This window comes from Dyella halodurans (assembly GCF_026283925.1).
GTDB classification, from domain to species: Bacteria; Pseudomonadota; Gammaproteobacteria; order Xanthomonadales; family Rhodanobacteraceae; genus Dyella; species Dyella halodurans.
In genome coordinates this window covers 611748-635004 of record NZ_JAPDPF010000002.1, presented here as the reverse complement: position 1 = coordinate 635004, position 23257 = coordinate 611748, and the positions used below count along the sequence as shown (strand labels likewise).

The 23257-nt window shown below is 60.9% G+C and carries 27 protein-coding genes and 1 tRNA gene; 15 read left to right on the top strand and 13 right to left on the bottom strand.

The features are described from left to right. The first annotated feature begins 10 nt into the window (after positions 1-10). Both glmM and OUZ49_RS06470 read left to right on the top strand, forming a co-directional pair. Positions 11-1363, top strand: a complete 1353-nt coding sequence (glmM, locus tag OUZ49_RS06475) for a phosphoglucosamine mutase (protein WP_266149246.1) — start codon at positions 11-13, stop codon at positions 1361-1363. 91 nt (positions 1364-1454) lie between these two features. Further along, positions 1455-2390, top strand: a complete 936-nt coding sequence (locus OUZ49_RS06470; protein ID WP_266149244.1) for an isopenicillin N synthase family dioxygenase — start codon at positions 1455-1457, stop codon at positions 2388-2390. A gap of 322 nt (positions 2391-2712) precedes the next feature. On the opposite strand, the gene OUZ49_RS06465 is transcribed toward OUZ49_RS06470, so the two are convergent. Further along, positions 2713-3528 carry an SDR family NAD(P)-dependent oxidoreductase gene (locus tag OUZ49_RS06465; protein WP_266149243.1) on the bottom strand — a complete coding sequence of 272 codons (816 nt, stop codon included), beginning with the start codon at positions 3526-3528 and terminating at the stop codon, positions 2713-2715. Between the two features lie 121 nt (positions 3529-3649). Here OUZ49_RS06465 and tpiA point away from each other — a divergent pair, with 121 nt between their 5' ends. The 5 genes from tpiA to OUZ49_RS06440 all read left to right on the top strand — a co-directional run bounded on the left by tpiA (position 3650) and on the right by OUZ49_RS06440 (position 7455). Beyond that, on the top strand, positions 3650-4399 hold the full coding sequence (tpiA, locus tag OUZ49_RS06460) for a triose-phosphate isomerase (protein WP_266149242.1): 750 nt from the start codon (positions 3650-3652) through the stop codon (positions 4397-4399). 24 nt (positions 4400-4423) lie between these two features. Beyond that, positions 4424-4879, top strand: a complete 456-nt coding sequence (secG, locus tag OUZ49_RS06455) for a preprotein translocase subunit SecG (protein ID WP_266149241.1) — start codon at positions 4424-4426, stop codon at positions 4877-4879. Between the two features lie 7 nt (positions 4880-4886). Continuing rightward, positions 4887-4971 (top strand) — tRNA-Leu (locus OUZ49_RS06450). A 427-nt stretch (positions 4972-5398) separates the two neighbouring features. After that, positions 5399-6703 (top strand): hypothetical protein, encoded by a 1305-nt coding sequence (locus tag OUZ49_RS06445; RefSeq protein ID WP_266149240.1) that lies wholly within the window; start codon positions 5399-5401, stop codon positions 6701-6703. A gap of 224 nt (positions 6704-6927) precedes the next feature. Continuing rightward, on the top strand, positions 6928-7455 hold the full coding sequence (locus OUZ49_RS06440; RefSeq protein ID WP_266149239.1) for a hypothetical protein: 528 nt from the start codon (positions 6928-6930) through the stop codon (positions 7453-7455). A gap of 6 nt (positions 7456-7461) precedes the next feature. Here the strand turns inward: OUZ49_RS06440 and OUZ49_RS06435 are convergent, their stop codons facing one another. Beyond that, a complete protein-coding gene (locus OUZ49_RS06435) occupies positions 7462-7683 on the bottom strand; it encodes a helix-turn-helix transcriptional regulator (protein WP_266149238.1) in 222 nt (73 codons plus the stop codon). Between the two features lie 125 nt (positions 7684-7808). Here OUZ49_RS06435 and OUZ49_RS06430 point away from each other — a divergent pair, with 125 nt between their 5' ends. After that, positions 7809-8510, top strand: a complete 702-nt coding sequence (locus OUZ49_RS06430) for a hypothetical protein (protein WP_266149237.1) — start codon at positions 7809-7811, stop codon at positions 8508-8510. Positions 8511-8663: 153 nt separating this feature from the next. Here the strand turns inward: OUZ49_RS06430 and OUZ49_RS06425 are convergent, their stop codons facing one another. Together OUZ49_RS06425 and OUZ49_RS06420 are read right to left on the bottom strand one after the other, a co-directional pair. Further along, complete coding sequence (locus OUZ49_RS06425) at positions 8664-9167, bottom strand: DUF6998 domain-containing protein (RefSeq protein WP_266149236.1); 504 nt, start codon at positions 9165-9167, stop codon at positions 8664-8666. 14 nt (positions 9168-9181) lie between these two features. After that, positions 9182-9694 (bottom strand): hypothetical protein, encoded by a 513-nt coding sequence (locus OUZ49_RS06420; protein ID WP_266149235.1) that lies wholly within the window; start codon positions 9692-9694, stop codon positions 9182-9184. Between the two features lie 526 nt (positions 9695-10220). Between OUZ49_RS06420 and OUZ49_RS06415 the strand changes: the two genes are divergently transcribed. Further along, on the top strand, positions 10221-10568 hold the full coding sequence (locus tag OUZ49_RS06415; RefSeq protein WP_266149234.1) for a hypothetical protein: 348 nt from the start codon (positions 10221-10223) through the stop codon (positions 10566-10568). Positions 10569-10818: 250 nt separating this feature from the next. Here OUZ49_RS06415 and OUZ49_RS06410 read toward each other — a convergent pair whose 3' ends face one another. Continuing rightward, positions 10819-11022 carry an RNA-binding protein gene (locus OUZ49_RS06410; RefSeq protein WP_266149233.1) on the bottom strand — a complete coding sequence of 68 codons (204 nt, stop codon included), beginning with the start codon at positions 11020-11022 and terminating at the stop codon, positions 10819-10821. Positions 11023-12123: 1101 nt separating this feature from the next. Here OUZ49_RS06410 and OUZ49_RS06405 point away from each other — a divergent pair. The 3 genes from OUZ49_RS06405 (at position 12124) to OUZ49_RS06395 (ending at position 16104) form a co-directional block, all read left to right on the top strand. Then, the gene (locus OUZ49_RS06405) at positions 12124-15135 is read left to right on the top strand and encodes an autotransporter outer membrane beta-barrel domain-containing protein (protein WP_266149232.1); all 3012 of its coding nucleotides are present in this window, start codon (positions 12124-12126) and stop codon (positions 15133-15135) included. Between the two features lie 241 nt (positions 15136-15376). Further along, complete coding sequence (locus OUZ49_RS06400) at positions 15377-15700, top strand: type II toxin-antitoxin system HicA family toxin (RefSeq protein WP_266149400.1); 324 nt, start codon at positions 15377-15379, stop codon at positions 15698-15700. Then, entirely contained in the window at positions 15697-16104 is a 408-nt protein-coding gene (locus tag OUZ49_RS06395; RefSeq protein ID WP_266149231.1) for a type II toxin-antitoxin system HicB family antitoxin, read from the top strand. Before OUZ49_RS06400 ends, OUZ49_RS06395 begins: the two co-directional genes overlap by 4 nt. 139 nt (positions 16105-16243) lie before the next feature. Here OUZ49_RS06395 and OUZ49_RS06390 read toward each other — a convergent pair whose 3' ends face one another. Beyond that, the gene (locus OUZ49_RS06390) at positions 16244-16510 is read right to left on the bottom strand and encodes a hypothetical protein (RefSeq protein ID WP_266149230.1); all 267 of its coding nucleotides are present in this window, start codon (positions 16508-16510) and stop codon (positions 16244-16246) included. 184 nt (positions 16511-16694) lie between these two features. Here OUZ49_RS06390 and OUZ49_RS06385 point away from each other — a divergent pair, with 184 nt between their 5' ends. Beyond that, on the top strand, positions 16695-17207 hold the full coding sequence (locus tag OUZ49_RS06385) for a PepSY domain-containing protein (RefSeq protein WP_266149229.1): 513 nt from the start codon (positions 16695-16697) through the stop codon (positions 17205-17207). A 147-nt stretch (positions 17208-17354) separates the two neighbouring features. Here the strand turns inward: OUZ49_RS06385 and OUZ49_RS06380 are convergent, their stop codons facing one another. Together OUZ49_RS06380 and OUZ49_RS06375 are read right to left on the bottom strand one after the other, a co-directional pair. Beyond that, a complete protein-coding gene (locus OUZ49_RS06380; protein ID WP_266149228.1) occupies positions 17355-17876 on the bottom strand; it encodes a PH domain-containing protein in 522 nt (173 codons plus the stop codon). A gap of 89 nt (positions 17877-17965) precedes the next feature. Beyond that, complete coding sequence (locus OUZ49_RS06375; protein ID WP_266149227.1) at positions 17966-18271, bottom strand: hypothetical protein; 306 nt, start codon at positions 18269-18271, stop codon at positions 17966-17968. A gap of 763 nt (positions 18272-19034) precedes the next feature. Here OUZ49_RS06375 and OUZ49_RS06370 point away from each other — a divergent pair. Beyond that, entirely contained in the window at positions 19035-20303 is a 1269-nt protein-coding gene (locus tag OUZ49_RS06370) for a metal-dependent hydrolase family protein (protein WP_266149226.1), read from the top strand. Between the two features lie 25 nt (positions 20304-20328). Here the strand turns inward: OUZ49_RS06370 and OUZ49_RS06365 are convergent, their stop codons facing one another. The 5 genes from OUZ49_RS06365 to OUZ49_RS06345 are packed head-to-tail and all read right to left on the bottom strand — an operon-like array spanning position 20329 to position 22817. Further along, on the bottom strand, positions 20329-21081 hold the full coding sequence (locus OUZ49_RS06365; protein ID WP_266149225.1) for an aquaporin: 753 nt from the start codon (positions 21079-21081) through the stop codon (positions 20329-20331). Continuing rightward, positions 21081-21464, bottom strand: a complete 384-nt coding sequence (locus OUZ49_RS06360; protein ID WP_266149224.1) for an arsenate reductase ArsC — start codon at positions 21462-21464, stop codon at positions 21081-21083. The genes OUZ49_RS06365 and OUZ49_RS06360 overlap by 1 nt, the downstream gene beginning before the upstream one ends. An 8-nt stretch (positions 21465-21472) precedes the next feature. Continuing rightward, the gene (locus OUZ49_RS06355; protein ID WP_266149223.1) at positions 21473-21967 is read right to left on the bottom strand and encodes an arsenate reductase ArsC; all 495 of its coding nucleotides are present in this window, start codon (positions 21965-21967) and stop codon (positions 21473-21475) included. Between the two features lie 23 nt (positions 21968-21990). Beyond that, positions 21991-22479, bottom strand: coding sequence for an ArsI/CadI family heavy metal resistance metalloenzyme (locus OUZ49_RS06350; RefSeq protein ID WP_266149222.1), 489 nt, complete (start codon positions 22477-22479; stop codon positions 21991-21993). Next, a complete protein-coding gene (locus tag OUZ49_RS06345; RefSeq protein ID WP_266149221.1) occupies positions 22476-22817 on the bottom strand; it encodes an ArsR/SmtB family transcription factor in 342 nt (113 codons plus the stop codon). The genes OUZ49_RS06350 and OUZ49_RS06345 overlap by 4 nt, the downstream gene beginning before the upstream one ends. 198 nt (positions 22818-23015) lie before the next feature. Between OUZ49_RS06345 and OUZ49_RS06340 the strand changes: the two genes are divergently transcribed. Then, positions 23016-23237 (top strand): GDCCVxC domain-containing (seleno)protein, encoded by a 222-nt coding sequence (locus OUZ49_RS06340; RefSeq protein ID WP_266149220.1) that lies wholly within the window; start codon positions 23016-23018, stop codon positions 23235-23237. Positions 23238-23257 lie beyond the last annotated feature (20 nt).

The following is a 23257-nucleotide window of genomic DNA, read 5'->3' as shown; positions in this document are numbered from 1 at the left end:
GAGTTGAACCATGACGCAACGCAAGTATTTTGGAACGGACGGTATTCGCGGACTCGTCGGCCAGTGGCCGATCAGCGCGGATTTCATGCTGAAGCTGGGTCGCGCCGTCGGCGTGGTGCTGGCCCGCGGTGGCCCGACGCGGCCGAAGGTGCTGATCGGCAAGGACACGCGGGTGTCCGGCTATATGTTCGAGTCGGCGCTGGAAGCGGGCCTGGTCGCCGCAGGTGTCGACGTGGGCCTGCTCGGCCCGATGCCCACGCCGGCCGTGGCCTTCCTCACGCGTTCGCTGCGCGCGGATGCGGGCATCGTGATCAGCGCCTCGCACAACCCGCATCACGACAACGGCATCAAGTTCTTCTCGGCCAATGGCGAAAAGCTGTCCGATGAAGTCGAGATGGCGATCGAGCATGAGCTGGAGCTGGAGTTCACCACGGTAGCGTCCGAACGCCTGGGCAAGGCCATCCGCGTCGGCGACGCCGTGACGCGCTATGCCGAGTTCTGCAAGACCACTGTGGCCGAGGACTTCAGCCTGCGCGGCATGAAGATCGTGCTCGATTGCGCGAACGGCGCCACCTATCAGGTCGCCCCCAAGGTGTTCTCGGAGCTTGGCGCCGACATCACCACCATCGGCGACAAGCCGGATGGCTTCAATATCAATCGCGATGTCGGTTCCACCCATCCGCAGGCGCTGATGCGCGCGGTGGCGGAGCACGGTGCGGATATCGGGATCGCCTTCGACGGCGATGGCGACCGCGTGCAGCTGGTCGATCGCCACGGCACGCTTTCCGATGGCGATGACATCCTGTACGTGCTGGCGTGCAGCTGGAAAAAGCAGGGGCTGCTGCAGGGGCCCGTGGTCGGCACGCTGATGAGCAACTACGGCTTGCAGCTGGCGTTGAAGGGGCTGGGCGTCGAGCTGATCCGCGCCAACGTGGGCGACCGTTACGTGATGCAGCAGCTCAAGGAGCATGGCGGCAACCTCGGCGGCGAAACTTCCGGCCATGTAATGTGCCTGGATCGCGCCACTACTGGCGACGGCATCGTGTCCGCGCTGGCCGTGCTTGAGGTGCTGGTGCATGAGGGCATGGATCTGACCCAGGCCCGACAGGGCCTGCACAAGATGCCGCAGGTGATGATCAACGTGCGCGCCGATGGCGCCCGCGAAGCGCTGCACAGCGATGCCGTGCGCGAGGCGCTGGCCGAGACGGAACGGGCGCTGGCGGGACGTGGGCGCGTGGTGTTGCGCGCTTCGGGTACCGAGCCGCTAGTGCGTGTCACAGTGGAAGCGGCCGACGAGGCCGAGGTGCAGCAGATGGCAGGCTGGCTGGCCGATATCGTAAAATCCGCCGCAGAACGTTCGTGAGCCTGTAAGCAGGTCGCCAAGGATTGGCCCGACGTGCCCCGCCCCTGCGGTGGCGGGATCAAGTGGACCGCACGCACAACCTGGACCAGCCATGAAGAACGTTCCGACGCTCGACATCCGTCGTTATGACTCCGATCGCGCGGCATTTGTCGCCGAACTCGGCGCCGCCTATCGCGAATTCGGTTTCTGCTGCATCAGCGGGCACGGCATTCCGCGCGAACTGATCGACGGCGCTTACGACACGTTCCAGCGCTTCTTCGCGCTGCCGACCGAAACCAAGCTGAGCTATCGGGTCCCCGGCACGGGTGGCGCGCGCGGCTATACGCCGTTCAAGGTGGAAACCGCCAAGGACAGCAAGCACGCCGACCTGAAGGAGTTTTGGCATATCGGTCGCGAGATTCCGCGTGATTCAAAGTTTGCCGAGGTGATGCCGCCGAATATCTGGCCGTCCGAAATCGCGGACTTCCAGCCATACGGCTACGGCCTGTTCGAGGCGCTGGACCAGCTCGGCTCGCGCGTGCTGCGTGCGCTGGCCCTGCATATCGATCTGCCCGAGAACTTCTTCGAGGACAAGACCGACCAGGGCAACTCCATCCTGCGCCCGATCCACTACCCGCCGATCACCGAAGAGAACATCCCGAACGTGCGTGCGGGCGCGCATGAAGACATCAACTTCATCACCCTGCTGGTCGGCGCCAGTGCGGAAGGCCTGGAAGTGCTGACCCGCGACGGCGAGTGGCTGCCGATCACCACCGAGGGCGACGCGATCGTGGTGAACATCGGCGACATGCTGCAGCGCCTGACCAACCACGTGTATCCCTCCACCTCGCACCGCGTGGTGAACCCGCAAAACGACAACGCCCGCAAGCCGCGCTATTCGGTGCCGTACTTCCTGCACCCGAACCCGGACGTCGTGCTCGACCCGCTGCCGCAGACCATCTCCGCCGACAACCCGAGCCGCTACGACACCAGCATCACTTCGCACGAATACCTGATGCAGCGCCTCCGCGAGATCAAGCTGATCTAGGCGGCATTTGCTCCCTCTCCCCTCTGGGCGACCCGAAGGTAGTCCCCGTGGGAGAGAGGGCTGGGGTGAGGGGCCAACCTTGCGACCACGCCGCCTCAAAGCGAGCTTCGATGAAGCCCCTCCGCAAGCACCCACCCCTCACCTCAATCCTCTCCCCAAAGGGGAGAGGAAGTAAAAGCCAAGAGCCGCGCGCCGCACCTCCCTCTCCCCTCCGGGGAGAGGGTTGGGGTGAGGGGCGGGTGCTCGCGACAAAGCCCAAAAATCAACGCCACCCCCGCGCTCTTCCTCCCAGCCGCGCCAGCGCCTCAATCCAAAGAGAGCCTCACGGCAAATTCTCCAACGCCCGATACCTCTTCGATTCCCGCGCCGACAACCACAACGTCAACCGATCCGGCAGCAACTTCATCAACGCCTTGATAAAGCGATTCACGCGCCCCGTCACATGCACCGCCTCACCACGCTCAACCGCCGCATACCCCTCACGCACCACTTCCTCAGCCGTCTGCCACATAAACCCAGGCAGCTGGTTCATCAGCGCACGCGTGCCGGTGACATCGTGAAACTCCGACCAGGTAAAGCCCGGGCAAAGCGCACACACCTGCACGCCAAGGTGCCGATTCTCCAGCGCCAACGATTGCGAAAACTTGATCAGATACGCCTTGCTCGCCGCATACAGCGTATGCCCGGCCGAGCCCGGCACGTGCCCCGCCAGCGACGCCACATTGATGATGCGTCCATAGCCACGCTGCCGCATGCCAGGCAGCAGCCGCCAGGCCAGTTCGGTCGGCGCCGTCATCAGCACCCGGAAAAAAGCCTCATGCACCGGCCAATCCACGGCCTCGAACGTGCCCGGCACGCCATAGCCGGCGTTGTTGATTAGCCAGTCCACGGCAAGACCACGTGCAACCAGTTCATCGCAAAGCGTGACGACGGCGCGTGGCTCGGCCAGGTCGGCCGTGAGTACAGTGACGGCACAACGATGCTGGGTCCGTAATTCCTCGGCAAGCGCCTCCAGGCGGTCGGTGCGGCGGGCAGTAAGCACCAGATCGTGGCCGCGGGCGGCGAGGTCACGGGCAAAGGCAGCGCCGATGCCGGCGGAGGCGCCGGTGATCAAGGTGAGCGGGCGGGCTGGTGGCATCAAGTGGTCTCGTTGTGGTTTGGCCGATTTTTCTCGGCAGAGCAGTGGCTTGTCTGCCCTGCGTTGCCAGTGGCATGGTCCGTCGCTAAGATTTCGCGTTTGTACGCAGGGGAATCATGACATGCGCAAGAAACTCGTCGCCGGCAACTGGAAGATGTACGGAAGCCGCAGCATGGCCGCTGCCCTGGTGGGCGACCTCGTTGCCGCACTGCCTTCCTCCATCGACGTGGCGGTGTTTCCCCCGTTCCCGTATCTGGGCGAACTGGCCAGCCAGCATGTCGGCTCCGGCCTGGGCTTCGGTGCGCAGGACGTGAGCGAGCGTGAGGGGCAGGGCGCCTATACCGGCGACGTGTCCGCCGCGATGCTGGCCGACGTGGGCGCGCAATGGGTGCTGGTCGGGCATTCGGAGCGGCGCCAGTACCACGGCGAGACCGACGCCCTGGTGGCGCGCAAGTTCGCCGCCGCACGCGCCGGCGGCCTCACCCCGATTCTCTGCGTCGGTGAAACGCTGGATGAGCGCGAACAGGGCCTGACCGAGGCGGTGATCGCCCGCCAGCTCAAGGCCGTGATCGAGCTCAATGGCATCGCCAGCTTCGATACCGCGGTCATTGCCTATGAGCCGGTCTGGGCGATCGGCACGGGCCTCACGGCCTCGCCGGAGCAGGCGCAGGCGGTTCACGCGTTCATCCGTAGCCAACTCCAAAAGGAAGATGCTATGATTGCCCGTCTGACTCGGCTGCTTTATGGCGGCAGCGTCAAAGCGGCGAATGCAGCGGACTTGTTCGCGCAGTCGGACGTGGATGGAGGACTGATTGGAGGCTGCTCACTAGTAGCTGCCGAGTTCCTGGGAATCTGCGCTGCGGCGCACTAAGCGCAACGGACCCTTTAGACAAACATGTTCGTCATCTTCAGCGTCTTTTACATCCTGATCGCCGCGGCGATGATCGTGCTGATTCTGCTTCAGCGCGGCGCCGGTGCGGATGCGGGCTCGGGCTTCGGTGGCGGTGCTTCGGCAACCGTTTTCGGTGCACGTGGCTCGGCCAGCTTCATGACCCGCGCGACGGCCGTGCTCGCGGCGCTGTTCTTCCTGCTCAGCCTTGGCATGGGTATTTACCTCAGCCGCCACGGCACTTCGCAGGCAGCGAGCGGTAGCGATCTCGGTGTGATGTCGGGTATTGCCAACAAGCCAGCTGCAACGCAGAATGCGCAGCCCGCCGCTCCGGTCAACGCGGAAATCCCGCAGGCGACCAAGCCGACGGCCACGCAGGGCGAAGTCCCGGCAGCCACCGCACCGGCCAAGCCGGCAGGTGAAGTCCCCGCCGCGACGGAACCGGCAAAGAAAACACAGTAAGACACCTGCCCAGGTGGCGGAATTGGTAGACGCACTACCTTGAGGTGGTAGCGCCGTAAGGCGTGGGGGTTCGAGTCCCCCCTTGGGCACCAACACAGTTTCAGGAAGTATCGGCAGATCTTCTGAAACGCAAAAAACCCGCACTTTGCGGGTTTTTTTGTTTCTATGCGTCTCATCGACCAATACGGGGTCTTGGGCTTTTTGGTGTGGTTTTGGGTGTACTTAGCCTATACATGCCAAGGCGGTTCCTGTGCAGTGCCAAAGCTCGCTGTACAGCTTCCCTCCTTGAGTCGGGGGGCAAGTAGGCACCCCATCAAGTTTCCTGGATGCGAAGTAGTTCGGGAGTCGAAAATCGGCCCGCTTCGTTAGACGAAGGCTGACTGCTGCCTATCAGCAGCCAAAGACCGGGAGCGGCCAAGGCAGGGTGGTTTAACCCGACTGGCCCGTGGATCTAACAAGCGTCAGATTGCGCGTGTCCAGCCTTGGTGAGACCATCCGACCTCCAACAGGGGACATCCAATGCTCAAGGAAGTCGAGCTGCTTTGCAGCGCGCTGGACGAATTTGCGTCCTCCATCCGTTCTAGTATCCCGAACGACAACCCTTTGTCGATTACTTACGGCTGGATCGCCCCGGCGTTGAGCAGGGCCGATCTTGCGTCAATTCCCTCCCAACTCGCCGACGCGCTTCGCGAGAAAAATCCGCAGGAGATCGACGCATCACTCTTGGCACGGATCTCGATGGTTCCGAGCGAACTCAAGCAGTTCCAGGTCAACACGCTGCCGATGATTGCCAACGGAAATGTGCAAGGCGCCATTGCTCCCTTGATGGCGACCATTTTCGGCTTGCGCACCATTATTGAACCGTTAGTTGGCTGGCAGAAACTTGACAGAACCGAGCTTCCGGTCGAGCTCGCGCGTCGCGTCCGAACGGCCAACGCGACCCTCAACAATTTGATGCCAAGCCTCGACGCGTTGAAAGGCCATGTCGAGCTGATTGATCGCGCGCGCGTCACAGCGGATGAGATGCCGCTAGCAATCGAGGAAGTAAACGAACTGCGCGAACAGGTTCGCGGCAACGTAGAATTTGCCAAGAAGCTAGCCGATGAAAGCCTAGCGAAGAACGTCCAGGTCGAACAGGTCGTCGCCTCCCTCACCGAACACGAAGGGCGGGCAGCACAGATTGTGTCGAAGTGCGAAGAGGCTTATCGAATCACGACCACCAAGGGGCTAGCACAGTCGTTTTCAAAGAAGGCGCTCGAGATGCAAATTTCGCTCTACGTCTGGGTGGCTTTGCTGTTGGTTGCGCTAGGTATCGGTGCGGGCGTTGGCGCGCACCGCTTCAACGTCATATCCGAGTTTCTAAGTAAGCCGAACGTCAACCTGCAATTGCTTTGGGTTCACCTCGGACTGGCTGTCATCAGTGTTGGCGCGCCGATCTGGTTCGCGTGGCTCGCAACCAAACAGATCGCTCAGCGATTCAAGATCGCCGAGGATTACGCCTTCAAGGCGTCGGTCGCCATGGCATATGAAGGATATCGTAAGGAAGCGATCAGCTTGGACGAAAAATTCCAGGCGGAGCTATTCGCGTCGGCACTCAAGCGTCTGGACGAAGCTCCAATCCGCCTCGTGGACCAGGCAAATCATGGCAGCCCATGGAGCGAGTTGCTGGCGTCGCCAGCGATTGGGAAGGCTCTCGACGCTGCCCCTGACCTTAAGGATAGGATCTTCGGCCTCGCTAATCTTGCCGTTGAGCGGCTCGCTGGTGGAACAAAGGCCGGAGCTAAGCAGGTAGCAGAGTCGGCATCAACGCCAACCGTCGAATAACGTCTAGAGCATGCTGAGTCGCGGAAAGGTCGTTGGGCTGTTGCCGCTGGTATACGCGCAGTGGATGCGGCACTGGCTGATTATTAGATAGATAACGAGGTCAGGTTAGATAGATAAGGTGATCAGGTTCACTTCTCAGATTGAAGGCTAACGATGGAAGTGAACCTGACCCCGTTTTTCCCAAAGCGCCAGCTACCGATCCATTCAAAAACACAGGGCCGGTCATGAGCGAAGAAGAAGCCGAACACCAGTACGCCAAGATCGCCGTTACGACCCGATTGCCGCCAATGTTCGGTCCTATCGAGAATGGTCAGCGGACGTGGATAAGGGTTGAGGACATTGACTATGACTTGATGGGATACCTCCTGTCGTGCCACCTGATTATCGAGCACTACATGGATGTCTTCTTAAAAACACACTACGGTGACCTCGATTGGGATGCAGCCAAGCCAACCTTCGGCCAGCGAGTGAACCTGCTAACGACATGGTCGTTAGGCCCGCCGTTCAACCCGGTGCAGGCAATCAAGCACTTGAACACTTTGCGCAATCGCCTCGGTCATCGTGTGGACTATCACTTGACGGATGAAGACATGCTGCCGTTTATCCATTACCTAGGTGCTGTGTCTAAGCACGGCGAGCGCGAGCTTGATTTGAATGACAAGTCCCCGAAGAGGGTCTTGGAGCTATTCACTTCCCTCGCGGCTGCCTGCTTTGCGGGCGCCGTCACCAGCGTAGGTGCGGCCGGTCGATAGAGGGATCTAGCGACCACGCTTGGAGCGGTAGTCCTTGATGTCTTCCGGGAGCCAGCGGCGCATACGCTGGCTGGTTTCGATGTGGGGCTTGGGGAAGCCCGGCTTCTTGCTCAGCCGGTTGACGAACGTCCAGCGTGAGATGCGGAAATACATCGCGCAGTCGTCGCTGGTCCACAGGCGATCGGTCGGCAGCTCATTCGCTGCCGGGCCGGCGTCGGCCACCTTCATGGTGGTGGATGCTGGGTCAAGTGGATTACGGGGTCAGGTTCACTTCTCGGGTTGAAGGCAAGCGATAGACGTAAACCTGACCCCATTTCTTGAAATTCGCGTCTATATATAGAGGGTTGGCGTTAATGGAGCTTGCTCGGAAACTTTCTGAGGGCGTGGGATCTTGGCTTCAGTATCAACACGCATGTCACCGAAGTGGCCTGTTCAGCGAAAGGTATCTGGCCGAGCCAATTGGTCAGATTCTTTCAGCCCATACACGGGCCCGCGTAAATGCTGAGTACCATCATCCAGTCCTTGCACCCCTTGCGACTGGTCCCGGCGCGAAACCTTCGGTTGACTTTGTAGTTCTTGAGCCGTATCCGAAGGTGAGTGTTGCTGTGGAATCAAAATGGATCGGTCAAACAAAGCCAAGCGTCCAAAGCATCATGTGGGACTTAATTCGTCTCGAACTGATAGCCCATACCGAAGGAGCCGAATGTTTCTTCGTTTTGGGTGGAATGAGGCGTTCCCTTGACGCTTACTTCAAGCAGAAAATATTCACTGGCCCAAAATTGCCTCACAACCCGATTTTGCACACCAAAACGAACGACAAATTCCAAGTGAATCTGTCGCCGACAGCTGCTTATAGAGTGGCGATGATGAAGAAGATCTTCGCAAAGTATCAGTCGACGGCATTCCCTCACCGGGTCATCGCACGTAGAACTGATCCGTTTCCAGTCGACTGTAAGGCGAATCAGTACCAGATCTACGTCTGGCACATAACGTCAAAAGTGAAGCGCGACATCTTCTATCCAAAGAACTCAACGCACTACGTTGATATTGCTTAGCTCCTTCACAATGGGGCGCCGCGAAAATGTGATCGACTTGGGTTGGATAACGGGGTCAGGTTCACTTCTCGGATTGAATGCTGGCGATAGAAGTAAACCTGACCCCATTTCTTGGCTTCCCAAATCGCCGTGGGAATGGCCTTCAACGCACCGTTAGGGCCATATGGGAGATGCGAAATCGGCTACGCAAGACAAGTCCCGCCGCCTTTCGATTCGATCACTTGGAGGAACCGTCTTCGCCAGCTCGCTGAGCACAGTGTTCGGGAACGACAACAAGGAAGTGCCAAGCCCCTTGCGCTTCTGATACCTGTCGTAAATGAGCTTGCCTGGTCCGTTGAAGATCTCTTCATAGGTGCCGTTTGCATGAAGCTTGAACCCCAAGAAGTAGTCTGGAGTGGACTTGAATGTCAAACTGTTCTTGAAGGTCGCCTTGATCTGAACCCTGCGCCCATCGGAGGTCGTGCCATCGTAATCGGGTTGCGAAACATCGTGGATCTTGATGTCGTATTCGAGTTCCGCAATGACCTCCCCAATGTCACCAACCAACCGACCATCGATGGTGAAGTGGCGATTTGGAAAAGCAGAATGTAGGCGACTGATACCGTCGAATATGAGTGCCAGTCCTTCAGTCAGAGCTTGGTGCTTACTCGGCGTCATGCGGCTACCTCCTCTCAAGTGGCTGGCAGTGATGGAGTGCGATCAGGGCGGAAGATCTCAATTCCGGCGTCTGCAAGCCTATTCGGCGTCATACGCGACCTGTTCAGTCGGTTCAATGCCGTGGTCTCCTCCTGGCTGAGTAGCACCAGGCGGTAATGCTCCTGAATGAAGGAGACAACTTTCTCATTAGTCGCGCCGTCGCCAACGAGCTTGATGACCGCTTTCGCAAAGTCACGCTGCGGCATGACATGCTCGATTAGCACTTTCTCGCCGCGCTGACGGGCCATTTGAGCGCCAACACTGCACTCTGCATCTGGATGGGTTTTTAGGCTATTGATGTGCCTGAGAAACGGATACTTCACTCGATGGCACAGGATGTCTAGGATTCGCTCAACCGAGTGAATAGCCCCTCCGTTATCGGGAAAGCCTATTTCATTGGCTCTGTTTCGTGCGTCGATAAATAACCGCAGTGCCGGCAGGAGCGTCACTGGGCTGTACTTTCCCTGCATCTGCGTAGCTTCGGTCATGGTGGGACGGGCTCGATTCCTAGGTTGTTTGCGCTGGATCAACAGGATTGTTGCTGCTATTCGCCGTCTTCGCCTTCACCCTTATCCACGATCTCATGTTGGTAGGTCCGTGAACGCCTTGAGGTCGAGCTTGCCGGCCAGACGCTGATATTTGTGGAAATCGGTCCAGGCCTCAGCGGAGTAGCGCATGGTTCGGTTGTCGGCCGCAACGGCCAAGTACAAAGGGGGCGGAGCGGAGGCATGTCGGGATTCAGGGCCGAGGACGACGTCGCCTGCCCACGCCATCTTCCACTGAGGCTTACTGGTCTACCTGTCTGACACTGGCCCATCAAACCGAATCCCCCTCGGCCGTTTCCAGATATTTACCTGACGGACAGGGCCGTTGTCGTGTGCGATCGTCGCCCAGTCGTGGTGGTTTTGGTTCGAAGCTTGGTCACCAGCGACAACATGGCAATGAAGTAGCGCGGGCCGTGTGAGCGACAACTCACACGACCCGCTAGCCACCACCAACTTCAAGGAGTTGATAATGGATAAGTCCGATCATACGGAAAACGCGCAGGCTTCCCAGCCCTCAGGCGCACACCCCAGCAACCCACTCGGCCGTCCCTACTGGACGCTGACCCTGGCAGAAAATGGCAAGCAACGCCGTGCGGCGCGTCTTGGCGGTATATGCCTTGGCATCCACGCCGTCTCGCGGATTCTCGCCAACAGCGATGCGTTTCGTGAGTTGCAGACCACCTGCCAATCGACCGAGCCGGGGCATTGGCCGCTCCAGGGCGACATCACCGAAGGCCTGTTTGCCGCGTTGTATTTCCTGGGCGAGGAGGCCGAGGCGTTGACGCAGCCCTTGCCTGACCATCCCGCCTTTGAGTGACACACTGCTGAGAGGGGCGGCGTGGAGGCCGCCCCTTGCAGTGCAGGCGAAGAGGGCGAGCGCATGTCGCTTGAACTCGCTCGGAAGCGATCGGCAAGCTGGCGTCTTGTCGATGGCAGCCTTAGTCACTTGGATAGGCGGGGCGTGGCTCGGCGTGGCCGCGTAAGGGCCTTTGCGCTAAAGGTGCCGCGAGCGCTATCGCACTGCGATCTTCTGGCTTGGTGGCGCGACGTAGAGATCCGGGCATCCCTTAAAGATGCTGGCCTTTTAGGTGAGTGATCGCCATGGCCAATGCCGCGGCGTCATCGCGCGATTGGATGACGCGGCCATGCATGAGTCGCACGTGCGAAAGGATGCCGTCGCCGGTTGTCGAATCTGTGATTTCGCGAATATCGCTGATGGCGACCAAGGCCACAAAGTGTCTGCGACCCGTGTGGTCGGTGATTTCAATCATCGCGCCTTCCTTGGCTCGCCATGGGCGAGCGTGTTGCTATGTTTCGACCGTTCCTGTCCGACTCGCACACGTTTGCAATCTGCTCGACATCGAAGGGATTCTTGTGCCGACCGGCGATGTCGAGTCCCGTCGTTGCTAGGAGGAAGAGCGGCCAAGGCGGCAGGCAGCCATGACGACGCTCACCGCATGATCCGCAGGAAAACTCCGCAAAACGGGCTGTGAGTGTGCCCCGGTGGCAAGGGCGCGACAATAGGACACGTCTTAAAGACGTTCATATCCATGCGAGCCACGATGCGCCCTTGCCACGACCGATTCACCCCGATGAAGTAGCGCTTGTCCGCCTCGCCGGGTTTCGATGCAAAAAACGGGGTAAGCGTCTAGCCGGTGGCCGTCGCTGATCTGTTGAGCATCGGTGGGCCGCTTGGGTGGCTTGCTGCTGACCACAGACAAAGCCTATGCCGGCGCTATGGCGTGGCAGGGATGGCCGTGCAAAATCCCTCAAGATTCACTCGAGCGCCGAGGGGCTTTCACATTTTCATGGCAGGGCGATGGCGCATGATCGCGCGCGGCGGCATGTTTGGCAGTCGCCGCGTGATGTTCATGGCAGAACCTACCGGCCTGATGCCCGCGGCGGCACCGGCCGTGACAATCACCCGCTCCAACGATGCCGATTACTTGCACGCGCCGACCCCTCGCTTGCTACGGCGCTGGTCTCGAAGGCACTCACTGTGGCCGCAATCTGCCCGACACGCCGTGGGAGCGGGGCGGGAGAGGATGTTTGCGGCATTGAACTGTTGGACGCAAGGAGGGCGTATGACTAAGCAAAGCGATGAGGGCGCGCCTGTCGCCCGTGGCCGGGCAGCGATGGCTGCCCAGATCGGCCGTGCTGTCGAGCCTGCGCTGCCTGTTCCATCTTGCGGCGATGGCTGTGGCCGGGGTGGCGCCTCCATTCTCCCAGGCTCAGGCCGACAGGTGAGGCGGCGCATCGTCAATCCTCTGGACCGATCGGGCCGACTGGGTCGACGTCGTGTTATCGCCCATCGCGTGAAGCCCTTCGGCGCAGGGGCAGCGTTATGGGTCTGCTGCGCGACCATGGCGCCGATGACGAGCCTCGCTCAGGTTCCTCCCGATCTTCACATTGACGGTAACGTCAGCGAGACCGCGGCCGTTGGCACGACATCGACGTGGCGCAACGTCGTGGCGGGGTTCAACAGTGGGACGGTCAACGGTGTTCTGGGCGGGACATACATCGTGCCGACCGGCGCGAGTGTCATGCTGAGTGGTCTCTTTGCGGGTTTTGCGCCCAATAGCACCGGCTTGGTCACCGTGAACGGCGGGAGTATTTCAACCGACAACCCGCAGTCGCAGTACTACATCGGCTTCAACGGCTCGGGCGAGCTTGACGTCAGCAACGGCGGCCACGTCTTCAGTGCTTCGCAGAGTTATGTCGGTTACAACGGCGGCAGCAGCGGCGTGCTCACGGTCGATGGCCAAGGGTCGACGTATACGAACGCGGGCTTTTTTGTCGTCGCGAACGGCGGTACGGGACAACTGAGTGTCACGAATGGCGGTGTCGTCTCCACCACAACAGGGACGCTGCAAATCGGGGGTGGTGCTACCGCTACGGCGCTGGTCAGTGGCACGGGCAGTCGCGTTTCTGCCGGAAGCTATCTTGGCGTGGGTGTCGGGTCGAGCGGTAACGTCTTGACGATTACCAATGGCGGTACGGCCACGAGTGGAAGTGGTACGTATCTCGCTTTCAATCCTGGCTCCGGCGGAACGATCGCGGTGTCGAACGGCGGGTCACTGACCTCGCCGCTGCTGGTGGTGGGTTTCAGTGGTGCAGGGGATTTGCAGGTCCAGCAACATGGCGCCGTGACGATCAGCGGCAGGACGATTATTGGGGCCGATGCAGCCACGAGTTCAGTAGAGGTTGGCGGTGCGGGTGCGGTCCTTACGGTTCAGAACAACAACCTGATCGTGGGCGGACAGGGCAATGGCGCGCTGACGATCTCCAATCAAGGAACCGTTACCGTCACCGGTACGGGTGGCACCTCCATCGGAGGCCAGTGCTCTGGCCTGCCAGCGTTCTGTCCCACGCCACTGCAAGGGGGAAGCGGCGCTGTCACGGTGAGCGGCGCCGGCTCGGTACTGAATGCCGGCACGACGCTCGCTATCGGTCAGTTTGGCGCCGGCACGCTCATCGTCGCGAATGGCGGCGAGGTGCTCGCCGATGCGGTCACCATCGCGCAGAATGCCGGCTCCGTAGGCACGGTGGACATCGGCGCGCCCGCTGGCCAAACCCCGATTCCGCCGCCTGGCACGCTGGACCCGCCGACGCTGGTCTTTGGGAGTGGTGACGGCCGGATCGTGTTCAATCATACGGACATGAGCGGTAACTACGTCTTCGATCCAGTGATTACCGGTACGGGCGCCGTGGATGTCTACAGCGGCAATACCGTGATGAGCGCTTCGAGCAACTATGCGGGCCCCACCACGATCTATGGCGGCGTACTTTCCGCCGGTATCGCCAACGCCTTCAGTCCGAATGCCAGCTACGCCGTCCAGGCTGCCGGCACGCTCAATCTCAACGGTTTCAACCAGACGGTTGCGAGCCTCAGCAATGCGGGCTTGGTCAACATGGGCAGCGGCACTTCGCCGGGCACGCGGCTCACGACCAACAGCTATCTCGGCCAGCGCGGCACCATCAGCCTCAACACGTACCTGGGCGACGATAACTCGCCCTCGGATCGGCTGGTCATCGATGGCGGCACGGCAACTGGGCAGACCTATCTTCGCATCGTTCGTGCGGGTGGCCCCGGTGCGGCCACCTTGGGCAACGGCATCCTGGTCGTCGATACGCTCAACGGCGGCAGCACCGACGACGAAGCGTTCGCGCTGAGCCAGCGCGTCGTTGAAGGGCCGTACGAATACCTGCTGGCTCGCGGCAGCCGCAATCCGGGCAACGCCCAGGCCTGGTACCTACGCTCAGGGCGTTCGACCGTGGTGCCGCCGCTGGACCCAGGTACAGAAGAACCGGAGGTGGTCCCCCAGGGCCCTGAGGTGGGTCCCCAGGAACCCGAGGAGGGCCCCGGCGAACCCGAGGTGGGTACCGAAGAGCCGGGCGTGGTTCCGCAGGGGCCGGAGGTACCTTTGTACCGTCCAGAAGTGGCCGCCTATCTGGCGGATCAGCGCCAGGCCGGCGAGATGTTTGTGCACAGCCTGCATGACCGTGCGGGCGAGCCCCTATGGATCGAAACCCAGGGCGCCAGCCCCGGCGACCCATCGAACTCGGCGTGGCTGCGCGTGGTCGGCAGGACGACGGATTCGACCAGTCGCGATGGCAATTTCGCGGTCGACACCGACAGCACGCTGATTCAGGGAGGTGGCGACCTGACGCGCTGGGACGTAGGTGGCGAGAGTGGCCGCCTGCATCTGGGCATCATGGTCGGCTACGGCAGCGCGCGCAGCGACACCGTTTCCGCCGGGGACCCGGCGCGTGCCAGAGGCGATATCCACGGCTGGAGCGTGGGCGCCTACGGCACCTGGTACCAGGACGACAAGGACAAGCTCGGCTGGTACGTCGACACCTGGGGTACCTACGGCTGGTTCCGAAACACGGTGGAGGGCGACACGCTGCCCGATGTTCGCTACGACTCCCATGCGCTGAACCTTTCCGGCGAGACCGGCTATGCCTTGCGCATACGGCAAGGAAGCGACTGGATGCTGGAGCCGCAAGCGCAGCTCATCTACGTCAACTACGGTCAGGACGACGTGGACGAAGTGAACGGCACGCACGTTAGCGGTAGCGACGGAAGCGGCTGGATCTCACGTTTGGGGCTGAGGACGTATCACAACTGGGTGACCGATGACGGCCAGCGCCTGCAGCCCTACCTGACCTTGAACTGGTGGCACGACAGCGTGGACAACGCGCTGGCGTTCAACCAAGTCGTGCTCAAGGATCTCTATCCGAAGGACCGCTACGAAGCGAAGGCCGGCATCAACCTCCAACTAAGCCACGGCTGGTCGGCCTGGACCAATCTAGGTTACCAATGGGGCAATCAAAACTACCGCGCCACGATCGTGCGGTTGGGGGCCAAGTACGCCTGGTAGTCGTCTTGGGGAGGTGGATCTTTAAGGCGGCACCATGCGAAGCCAAAGGAAATACTGGCGGTCGCTTACCCCGCCAGAGCAGCCAGGCAACACCAGATAGGTATGAAAGGCATAGGACGAATGAAAGGCATAGGACGATAAGCGACGTCAGGTTCACTTGCTCGCGGTCCAGCTGCAAAAGTGAACCTGACCTCGATAGCCCTGACCTAGGTCAGCAGCGAACCACCGAGCCCCCGCAGTGATGCAGGGGCTTTGTTTTGGGCGCTTAGGTCACTTTGAAGTGGTACTGAAAAATGGTACCATTGATCTCGTGAAGAACAAGCACGCACGGACGCTGAATCTGATCTTTGCCCGACCTGCATCGGGCAACGTCAAGTGGTCGGACGTGGAGGCGCTGTTCAAAGAGCTTGGTGCAACCATTACCGAGGCGGAAGGTTCGCGCGTTACCGTGGTGTTGTTCGACCAAGTGCGCGTCTTTCACCGCCCGCACGCGAAACCCGACACGGATAAGGGCCCGGTCGCAAGCATCCGCAAGTGGTTGGATGAGAATGGAGTTAGAGCATGAACAACATCATGAACATCGACGGCCACAAGGCCGTCATCGTGTTTGACCCTGAAATCAGCATGTTTCGTGGTGAGTTCATCGGCCTCAATGGCGGTGCAGATTTTTACGCGGCCGACGTCAAGGGTTTGCAGCGTGAGGGTGCTATATCGTTGCGTGTCTTCTTGGAGGCATGCGCAGCGAACGGAATCGAGCCGACAAAGCACTTTTCCGGCAAGTTCCAGGCGCGCATTTCGCCGGAACTTCATGAGCGCGCCGCTCATGCAGCCGCCGCGCGTGGCGTGAGCATGAACAGGCTTCTCGAGGAGGCGCTTGCGCAAGAGGTGGCGCAAGCGCAGCCTCGTAAGCCGCTGAAGCCGAGCAAGCCAGAGTCGCCAGCCAGAACTCGGCGGGCGCTGCGCTCTTGAAAAAGCAGAAGCAAACCGTGAAGACACCTGCCACGAGAAAGCGCGCAGCGGCTTGAAAGGAAGAAATGGAGTCAGGTTCACTTGCCAGCGGCCGACTGCAAAATTAAACCTGCTCCCCATTGGCGACCCCGATAGCCGGCTAAGCTTCTTCCGGAGGCGGCCGCAGCGTCACTGCCAGATCCTCAAGCGCGGCGATTTCGTCGTTGAAAGCATCGTGAAGCTCGCTTTGGCGCGACATCAATGTCTCGATAGGTTCAACGTGCTTGAGCTTGCGTAGCTCGCCATCGAACAAAAGCCACTGTGCCGTCAGCGTTTCGACGTTGTTCTTCGCGTAGTGACGCATCTCTTTCAGTTGTGCAACGACATCGTTGACGTGGTCGAATGGAGTCTTCGTATCAGCGGTCATGGCGCCACCTCCGGCTCTGATTCGCCGCTCAGGATAGTCGCCCGAAGCCAGCTGTTGCCTAAATGAGCGAACGCACATGTGCGTATGAATAGACGCTAAGTGCAGGCCGCCAGTTCATGGTGGCTTCAATGGGGCGTGCGCACGCTTACAACACCATCTGTGTCAACAGCAGAAGGAGTTCATCATGGTCAAGCGCATGCTTCCTTTAGTGATTGGACTGTCAATTTGCGGCATCGCATCCGCTCAACATCTTCCTGCCACCGCGCAATCCGCGAGCAGTGCCACCGAAACGACCCAGACCACGACGACGGTGACGACGTGGACGTCCAAACCGCCCATGGGTGCGTTGACGGAGGATGCCATCAAGACGGCGATCGCCAATGCTGGCTACAAGGAAGTGAAGGGCCTGGAGTTCAAGGATGGTGTGTGGCGCACCGAGGCCCGCGGCGGCAACAAGCAATGGGCAAAGCTAGCGGTTGGACCCATCAACGGCAGGATCTACCCAGCCGATGGACCGTCCAAGCTCAATAAGAACGAGGTGAGTGCCCAGCTGACTTCCGCCGGCTTTCAGGACATCAAGCATGTGAAGTTCGAGGACGGGCTGTGGAATGCCGAGGCCAGGAGCACGAGAGGTGGCGACGTGAACCTGAAGGTCGATCCTAACGATGGCAGCGTGGTGGCAAGATCGCACGATTGATAGGTCAGGATTGCGATAACTACGGAGAGGCCCGACGCGATTTTCGCGTCGGGCCTCAGTCGTGTTCGTCCCGGAAGAGCGCGGCCAGGTTCACTCTTCCGATTGAAGTCTAGCGATAGCTGTGAGCCTAAATCCGCTTCTTATGGACTAGAGATTTCTCATTTCAGCGACGAAGGTATCGGGATCGGGTGGCGACACGAGGATGTCATAACCCGCTCGGGTGGGAATGACGACAACTTTGTCGCTGACGGTGATCGCAACAAACGCCTTTACGTCGCCAGTTGTTCTATGCCAGCCAAGAGAGAACCCGGGCATGCCGATTCCATTTGTACGCGGGCCGACGCGATGATTCTTGTCGTCCTTGGCGCGAACCCGAATGTTTTTGGTTTCGACTTGACTCATAGGAAGCGAGACCTGATAGAGGCCGCCTCCCACGGTCAACTCATCGGGCGTGGCCTTGATTCGAATCGCTGACGCCTGCCAGTAGAAGGCCGTGGAGAGCACGAGGGCCAAGAGGAGGAGGCTACCCCCTATGACTATTCGCTGGGACTTGCCGTCAGCCATGGAAAAGGTGACGACACCGACGATGACGAGCGGAAGGATGGCGATGACCAGGAAACTGGACAGAGTCTTGGCGTTAAGGGCCTGGAGAGAGATGTCAATCGCCATTTTCGACTCCGGTGCCGGAAGCTTTGTCTGCCTGGCAAGTGATGGCGTTAATTTCCGGTGGCGTATTGAGGAGCGGTGTGAGGTTCACCTCAGTGATTCAGGACGTACATCGCCAAGACACCCAGAAATGCCATGCACGCAAGTCCGTTTAGGATCGCGCATGTGGCCAATGAGTTGACCTTGGGTTGATGTCGCCAGAAACGTACGGCGAGATAGCCGCTGAAGACTGCCAACGCCAGGAGTACAAGCGCGCCGCCCACGTCAGCATTTTTCCAACTGGGGCTGTCCGCGGATGAATCCATTGCTGGGATGAGCACACTTACCGCAATGAGAAGCATGAGTCCTGAGGCGGTGATATTGAGAAAGGCGCGAATGGCGTAGGCAATAATCTCCACTGTCTTCTCCGATGGTGCGTAGGCGACTGGCAATGCGCCAGTGGACTCTCCCTGGGCTAAGACCGAAGTGACCAAGTGCGGCTCACGGTACCCGTGCTTCGACCAACGGGAGCGCGTGCAACAACCCAGGTTGAGCGGCTCCTAAAGGGCGGGACATTTACTGGAGCGCCAACATCCGTGCCTGGAGTCGATCCTGTAAATAGGGAAAGCCTCATCCGCGTGTGGGATTTTGCGGTGGGCGGATTGGGTTGGGGAAAAAGGGCCCGCAGGCCCATAAGACAATCCTTGTCATGCGGCGGTTTGATGGTGGGGACGGCCTGTTCAAGCGGCTGATCAGGCTGCGCTGCCTTGCCAAGCGGAGCATCCGCAGGAAATAGATGCTAGCCATCGGTGGTGGGTTCGAAAACCGCTTTTCCCCGTCATTCCCGCTTTCGCGGGAATGACGAGTTCCTTGAGGTTTTCCGGTGGCGGGCCGCACTCAACCGCTCTGCCGCCCCGTTCCAGGGGCGTATCCCTCAGCCGCAACGCCAATCCCGCCTTCACAAGAACTCTGCACACGCTCTTGACAGAGTGCGCACTTACTATCGGTCCCGCCGTCTCAAAGTTCCGTTCCTCCATGAACCAGGAATAGGGGAGTCTCCGCATGCATACGGCTACGCCGCAACACCGGACCGTCCGCAGGGGACGTTTGCTGACGTCTGTCCTGGCGCTCGCTCTGAGCCTCGCCGCGCCGCTGGCCGCACAGGCGCAGCAGGCTGCGGCCGTGGTGTTCAACAACGTGCATGTCTTCGACGGCAAGAGTGCATCGCTGTCGGGCCCGTCGAACGTGCTGGTACGCGGCAACCGCATCGAGAAGATTTCGACCACGGCCATCCCGGCGGACGCCGCCAAGGGCGCCACGATCATCGACGGCGGCGGCCGCACCCTCATGCCGGGGCTGATCGACGCGCACTGGCACGCCATGTTGGTGCGGCCCTCACCCGCGCAGGCGCTGACCGCCGACCTCGGTTACACCACGCTGCTCGCCGCCGCCGAGGCCACTGATACGCTGATGCGCGGCTTCACCACCGTACGCGACCTGGGCGGCCCGGCCTTCTCCCTCAAGCGTGCCATCGACGACGGTTTAGTGGTGGGCCCGCGGATCTTTCCGTCGGGTGCCATCCTCACGGTCACCGGCGGCCACGGTGACTTCCGCCAGTTGTTCGAGGTGCCGCGCATCGAAGGCATGCCGCTGGCGCGCATGGAGGAGCTCGGCGCCGCCAAGGTCACCGATTCGCCCGACGAGGTGACGCGGCGTGCGCGCGAGCAAGTGTTGCTGGGAGCGTCACAGATCAAGCTGACGGCGAGCGGCGGCGTGTCGTCGCCCCACAGTCCGATCGATGTCATCACGTTCACCCCGGCCGAGCTGACCGCTGCGGTGCAAGTGGCGAAGGACCGCGGCACCTATGTCACCGCGCACGCGTACACGCCGCCGGCCATGCAGCGTGCCGTTGAGGCGGGCGTCCAGTGCATCGAGCACGGGCAATTGATGGACGAGCCTACCGCGAAGTTGATGGCCGAAAAGGGAGTCTGGCTCAGCATCCAGCCGTTCCCGGACGGCATGGAGAAAATCTTCCCGCCCGGCTCCGACGAACGCGAGAAGGCGCTCGAGGTGATGAAGGGGACGGATCGTGCCTACGAGCTCGCGAAGAAATATCACCTCAAGACGGCCTTCGGCTCCGACGTCCTGTTCTCGCCCGACCTGGCCAAGCGTCAAGGTGCGCTGCTGGCAAGCCTCACCAAGTGGTACACGCCGGCCGAGGCGCTGACCATGGCCACCAGTACCAACGCGGAACTGCTGGCGCTATCGGGCGAGCGTAGCCCCTACCGGGGCAAGCTGGGTGTAGTGGAGGAGGGCGCGCTCGCCGACCTGCTGCTGGTCGACGGCGATCCGATCGCCAACATCAAGCTTGTCGCCGACCCCGCGAAGAATTTCGTGGTGATCATGAAGGACGGCAAGATCTACAAGAACACGCTGCCGCAACACCCATAGCGAATCCCGCGCCCACGTTTGATGGCTACAGTGCCGCCTTTCGGCGGCGCTGCTTGCTTGGCGGGCGCGAGACACTACTTGGCAAAGCCCGGCCGGGTTCCATCCCGTCAGCTTGAGTGTTTGTTTGGGATGGAATCAGCAGGCTCGCTGCAGCGTAAGCCACGAGCGCGCCGAGGAGCTGCGCCGCCACGAAGCCGGCCACATCAATGGGACGGATCCCGGCAAAGGTCTGGGTCAGTGAGCGTGCCACGGTCACGGCCGGATTCGCGAACGAAGTGCTGGCAGTAAACCAGTAGGCCGTGAAAATGTAGCTTGCCACCAGCGCGGGAATCGCCGTGGGCCGATGCCTTGCGCCGAGCAGGATAGTCAGCAGCAGGCCGAAGGTGGCAACCGCCTCGCTGAGCCACTGCGCCAGGCCCGTGCGCTCATGCGTGCCGGGCTGAAGCAAAGGCAGGTCGAACATGGCGTGCGCCAGCAGGACGCCGGCCACGGCCGCCACCACCTGCACGACGATATAGGCCGCGGCTTCGCGGTTGCCAAGCTCGCCACGCAGCCGCATGGCGAGCGTCACGGCGGGATTGAAATGCGCCCCCGAGATCGGACCAAACAGCACGATCAGCACATAGAGGGCACCGGCCGTTGCCGCCGCATTGGCTAGCAGCGCGATGCCATCATTGCCGTGGGAAAGCGCCACACCCATGATGCCCGAGCCAACAACGGTGGCCAGAAGCAGCGCGGTGCCAAGGAACTCGGCCAGAAGCTTGCGCGATAGCGACATCACAGCGCCACCAACAAGGCCTTCACACGAGCGGAGATCTCGTCGCGGACCGCTCGATAGCCATCGTCATCCATGTGCTTGGGATCGGGCAGCCCCCAGTCTTCGCGGCGCTTGGCCGGCACCCACGGACAGTTGTCGCCGCAGCCCATGGTGATGACGGCATCAAACTCGCCGTCGATCTCTTCGAGCGACTTCGAGTCATGGGTTGTCAGGTCGTAACCCAGTTCAGACATGAAGCGGATGGCTTTCGGGTTGATCTGCCCCGATGGTTTTGAGCCGGCGCTCAGCGCTTCGATGTGGTCACCGCCATGGATATGCGCAAAGGCCTCAGCCATCTGGCTGCGATTGGAGTTTTCGATACAGACGAAGAGGACGCGCTTCATGGTGGCCATCAGGAGTGTGGTGTTTGTTGGGCAATCTTGTGCAGCTGCTGCTCAAGCGCCAATTGATCGAGCTTGCCGAGCGGGAGCGCCAGCAGCAGCTCGACGCGGCGGCGGAGGATCTGCCAGGCGTTCTTGAAGGCCTGAGGATCGTCTGGTGTCCGTGCGGGATCGGGTACTCCCCAGTGCGCCATTGCAGGATGACCTGGCCACACCGGACAGATTTCGCCAGCGGCGTCGTCGCAGACGGTGATGACGAAATTCATCACCGGGGCACCGGGCTGGGCGAACTCGTCCCAGCTCTTGGTGCGCAGCGTGTGGGTCGGCATGCCCAGGTCTGCGATGAGCTGAGCCGCGAGCGGTTGAACATGTGCCGTTGGATGGCTGCCTGCACTGTAGGCATGTATGCGCCCCTTGCTCATCGCATTGAGCAGGGCTTCCGCCATCTGGCTGCGCGCAGAATTACCGGTGCATAGGAAGAGCGCGTTGTAAGCGGCTTCGGTCATGGCGTGCTATCCATGGCGGCTGCTCAGCAGCAACCGGACTGCGGTGCGCAGCAACCGGTACCCTTGTCGACCTTGGGCTTCACGCTGCGGACGTCGGGGGAGCAGGCGGCTCCGTCCGTGGCACAGGCGGCGTCGGCTGCGTAGTAGGTCGTGGCATCGCCGAGGGTGTGGAAAGTCTCCCAGCGCGTGCCTTGCGGATCTTCAGTCCACAGCTTGTCGGACTGCGCGTAGCAGCAAATGGTGGCCTCTTCGGGCACGACAGCGCCACCGGCTGCATCCAGGCGGTGGCCGAGCTCGGCGAGGTCGCCTTCACTGTCCACCTGGATGCCGAGGTGATCGACGCCAGGCGCGCGCCCGGTGTTGGAGATGGCGAAATTGACGCGCGGATTCTCCAGCATCCATTTGGCGTAGTCGGACTTGAGCACCGTCGGTTCCGCTGCGAACAGCTTGGAATAGAAACGCACACTGGACGCCAGGTCAGACACATTGAGGTGGACGTGAAAGCGATTCATCGGGAGGCTCCTGAATGGCTGGGCTTGCAGACGGATACGGGATCGCAACTGACCTTGCCTTCGCAGCAGTTCTCGGTGAGGTAGGCCAGCAGGGCGTTCATTTGCAGGTAGTTCGCGCGTACGCGGATCACGCGGCCTTCGCGCTCGTCGTGGACCAGGGCGGCGGCACGGAGGATGTTGAGGTGCGCCGTGAGCGTGGCTGGGGGCAGGTCCAGCAGTTCACGCAGCTCGCCCACCGACATGCCACCGGGGCCGGCCTGAACCAGCTGGCGAAATGCCGCCAGCCGGGAATCGTGGCTGAGGGCGCTGAGGGCTTCGAGGGCGGCTTTTGTTTCCATGATTCGATAATTCCGAAATTATCGAAATAAGTCAACAGGCAGCCGGTGGATAGCCTTGATCACCTGGACCGGCTGGGCGTGGCTCGATCCGGCTTTTGGGACGCTGCTTGCCTTGCTCTTTGCGCGGGGTGGCATCGATGTGCTGACATCGGCATGGCTGCGGTTCGGTTTGAGACCGGTCACTCCTGGAGTACGACGTTGGATGCCAAACAGACACTCGTCCTGCAAAGCACGGTGACTTGCCCGTTCTGCGGGCATCACGCCATCGAGCAGATGCCCACCAACAGTTGCCTGTTCTTCTACGACTGCCTCGCTTGCGGCGAATGGCTGCGGCCCAAGGAGGGCGACTGTTGCGTGTTCTGCTCCTACGGCACGGTGCCTTGCCCACCGAAGCAGCAGGAAGGTTCCTGCTGCCATTGATCCTTTGTAGGAGGACGGGG

Bases quoted from the DNA above. Each gene is read 5' to 3' on its own strand.
- OUZ49_RS06400 (WP_266149400.1), top strand. From the start codon at position 15,377: ATGCAGGGGCTTTGTTTTGGGCGCTTAGGTCACTTTGAAGTGGTACTG.
- OUZ49_RS06465 (WP_266149243.1), bottom strand. From the start codon at position 3,528: ATGCCACCAGCCCGCCCGCTCACCTTGATCACCGGCGCCTCCGCCGGC.
- OUZ49_RS06440 (WP_266149239.1), top strand. From the start codon at position 6,928: ATGAGCGAAGAAGAAGCCGAACACCAGTACGCCAAGATCGCCGTTACG.
- OUZ49_RS06365 (WP_266149225.1), bottom strand. From the start codon at position 21,081: ATGTCGCTATCGCGCAAGCTTCTGGCCGAGTTCCTTGGCACCGCGCTG.
- OUZ49_RS06430 (WP_266149237.1), top strand. From the start codon at position 7,809: ATGGAGCTTGCTCGGAAACTTTCTGAGGGCGTGGGATCTTGGCTTCAG.
- tpiA (WP_266149242.1), top strand. From the start codon at position 3,650: ATGCGCAAGAAACTCGTCGCCGGCAACTGGAAGATGTACGGAAGCCGC.
- OUZ49_RS06360 (WP_266149224.1), bottom strand. From the start codon at position 21,464: ATGAAGCGCGTCCTCTTCGTCTGTATCGAAAACTCCAATCGCAGCCAG.
- OUZ49_RS06350 (WP_266149222.1), bottom strand. From the start codon at position 22,479: ATGAATCGCTTTCACGTCCACCTCAATGTGTCTGACCTGGCGTCCAGT.
- OUZ49_RS06445 (WP_266149240.1), top strand. From the start codon at position 5,399: ATGCTCAAGGAAGTCGAGCTGCTTTGCAGCGCGCTGGACGAATTTGCG.
- OUZ49_RS06405 (WP_266149232.1), top strand. From the start codon at position 12,124: ATGACGAGCCTCGCTCAGGTTCCTCCCGATCTTCACATTGACGGTAAC.
- OUZ49_RS06415 (WP_266149234.1), top strand. From the start codon at position 10,221: ATGGATAAGTCCGATCATACGGAAAACGCGCAGGCTTCCCAGCCCTCA.
- OUZ49_RS06425 (WP_266149236.1), bottom strand. From the start codon at position 9,167: ATGACGCCGAGTAAGCACCAAGCTCTGACTGAAGGACTGGCACTCATA.
- OUZ49_RS06385 (WP_266149229.1), top strand. From the start codon at position 16,695: ATGGTCAAGCGCATGCTTCCTTTAGTGATTGGACTGTCAATTTGCGGC.
- OUZ49_RS06410 (WP_266149233.1), bottom strand. From the start codon at position 11,022: ATGATTGAAATCACCGACCACACGGGTCGCAGACACTTTGTGGCCTTG.
- OUZ49_RS06380 (WP_266149228.1), bottom strand. From the start codon at position 17,876: ATGGCGATTGACATCTCTCTCCAGGCCCTTAACGCCAAGACTCTGTCC.
- OUZ49_RS06355 (WP_266149223.1), bottom strand. From the start codon at position 21,967: ATGACCGAAGCCGCTTACAACGCGCTCTTCCTATGCACCGGTAATTCT.
- OUZ49_RS06435 (WP_266149238.1), bottom strand. From the start codon at position 7,683: ATGAAGGTGGCCGACGCCGGCCCGGCAGCGAATGAGCTGCCGACCGAT.
- OUZ49_RS06345 (WP_266149221.1), bottom strand. From the start codon at position 22,817: ATGGAAACAAAAGCCGCCCTCGAAGCCCTCAGCGCCCTCAGCCACGAT.
- OUZ49_RS06390 (WP_266149230.1), bottom strand. From the start codon at position 16,510: ATGACCGCTGATACGAAGACTCCATTCGACCACGTCAACGATGTCGTT.
- OUZ49_RS06395 (WP_266149231.1), top strand. From the start codon at position 15,697: ATGAACAACATCATGAACATCGACGGCCACAAGGCCGTCATCGTGTTT.
- secG (WP_266149241.1), top strand. From the start codon at position 4,424: ATGTTCGTCATCTTCAGCGTCTTTTACATCCTGATCGCCGCGGCGATG.
- OUZ49_RS06420 (WP_266149235.1), bottom strand. From the start codon at position 9,694: ATGACCGAAGCTACGCAGATGCAGGGAAAGTACAGCCCAGTGACGCTC.
- OUZ49_RS06470 (WP_266149244.1), top strand. From the start codon at position 1,455: ATGAAGAACGTTCCGACGCTCGACATCCGTCGTTATGACTCCGATCGC.
- glmM (WP_266149246.1), top strand. From the start codon at position 11: ATGACGCAACGCAAGTATTTTGGAACGGACGGTATTCGCGGACTCGTC.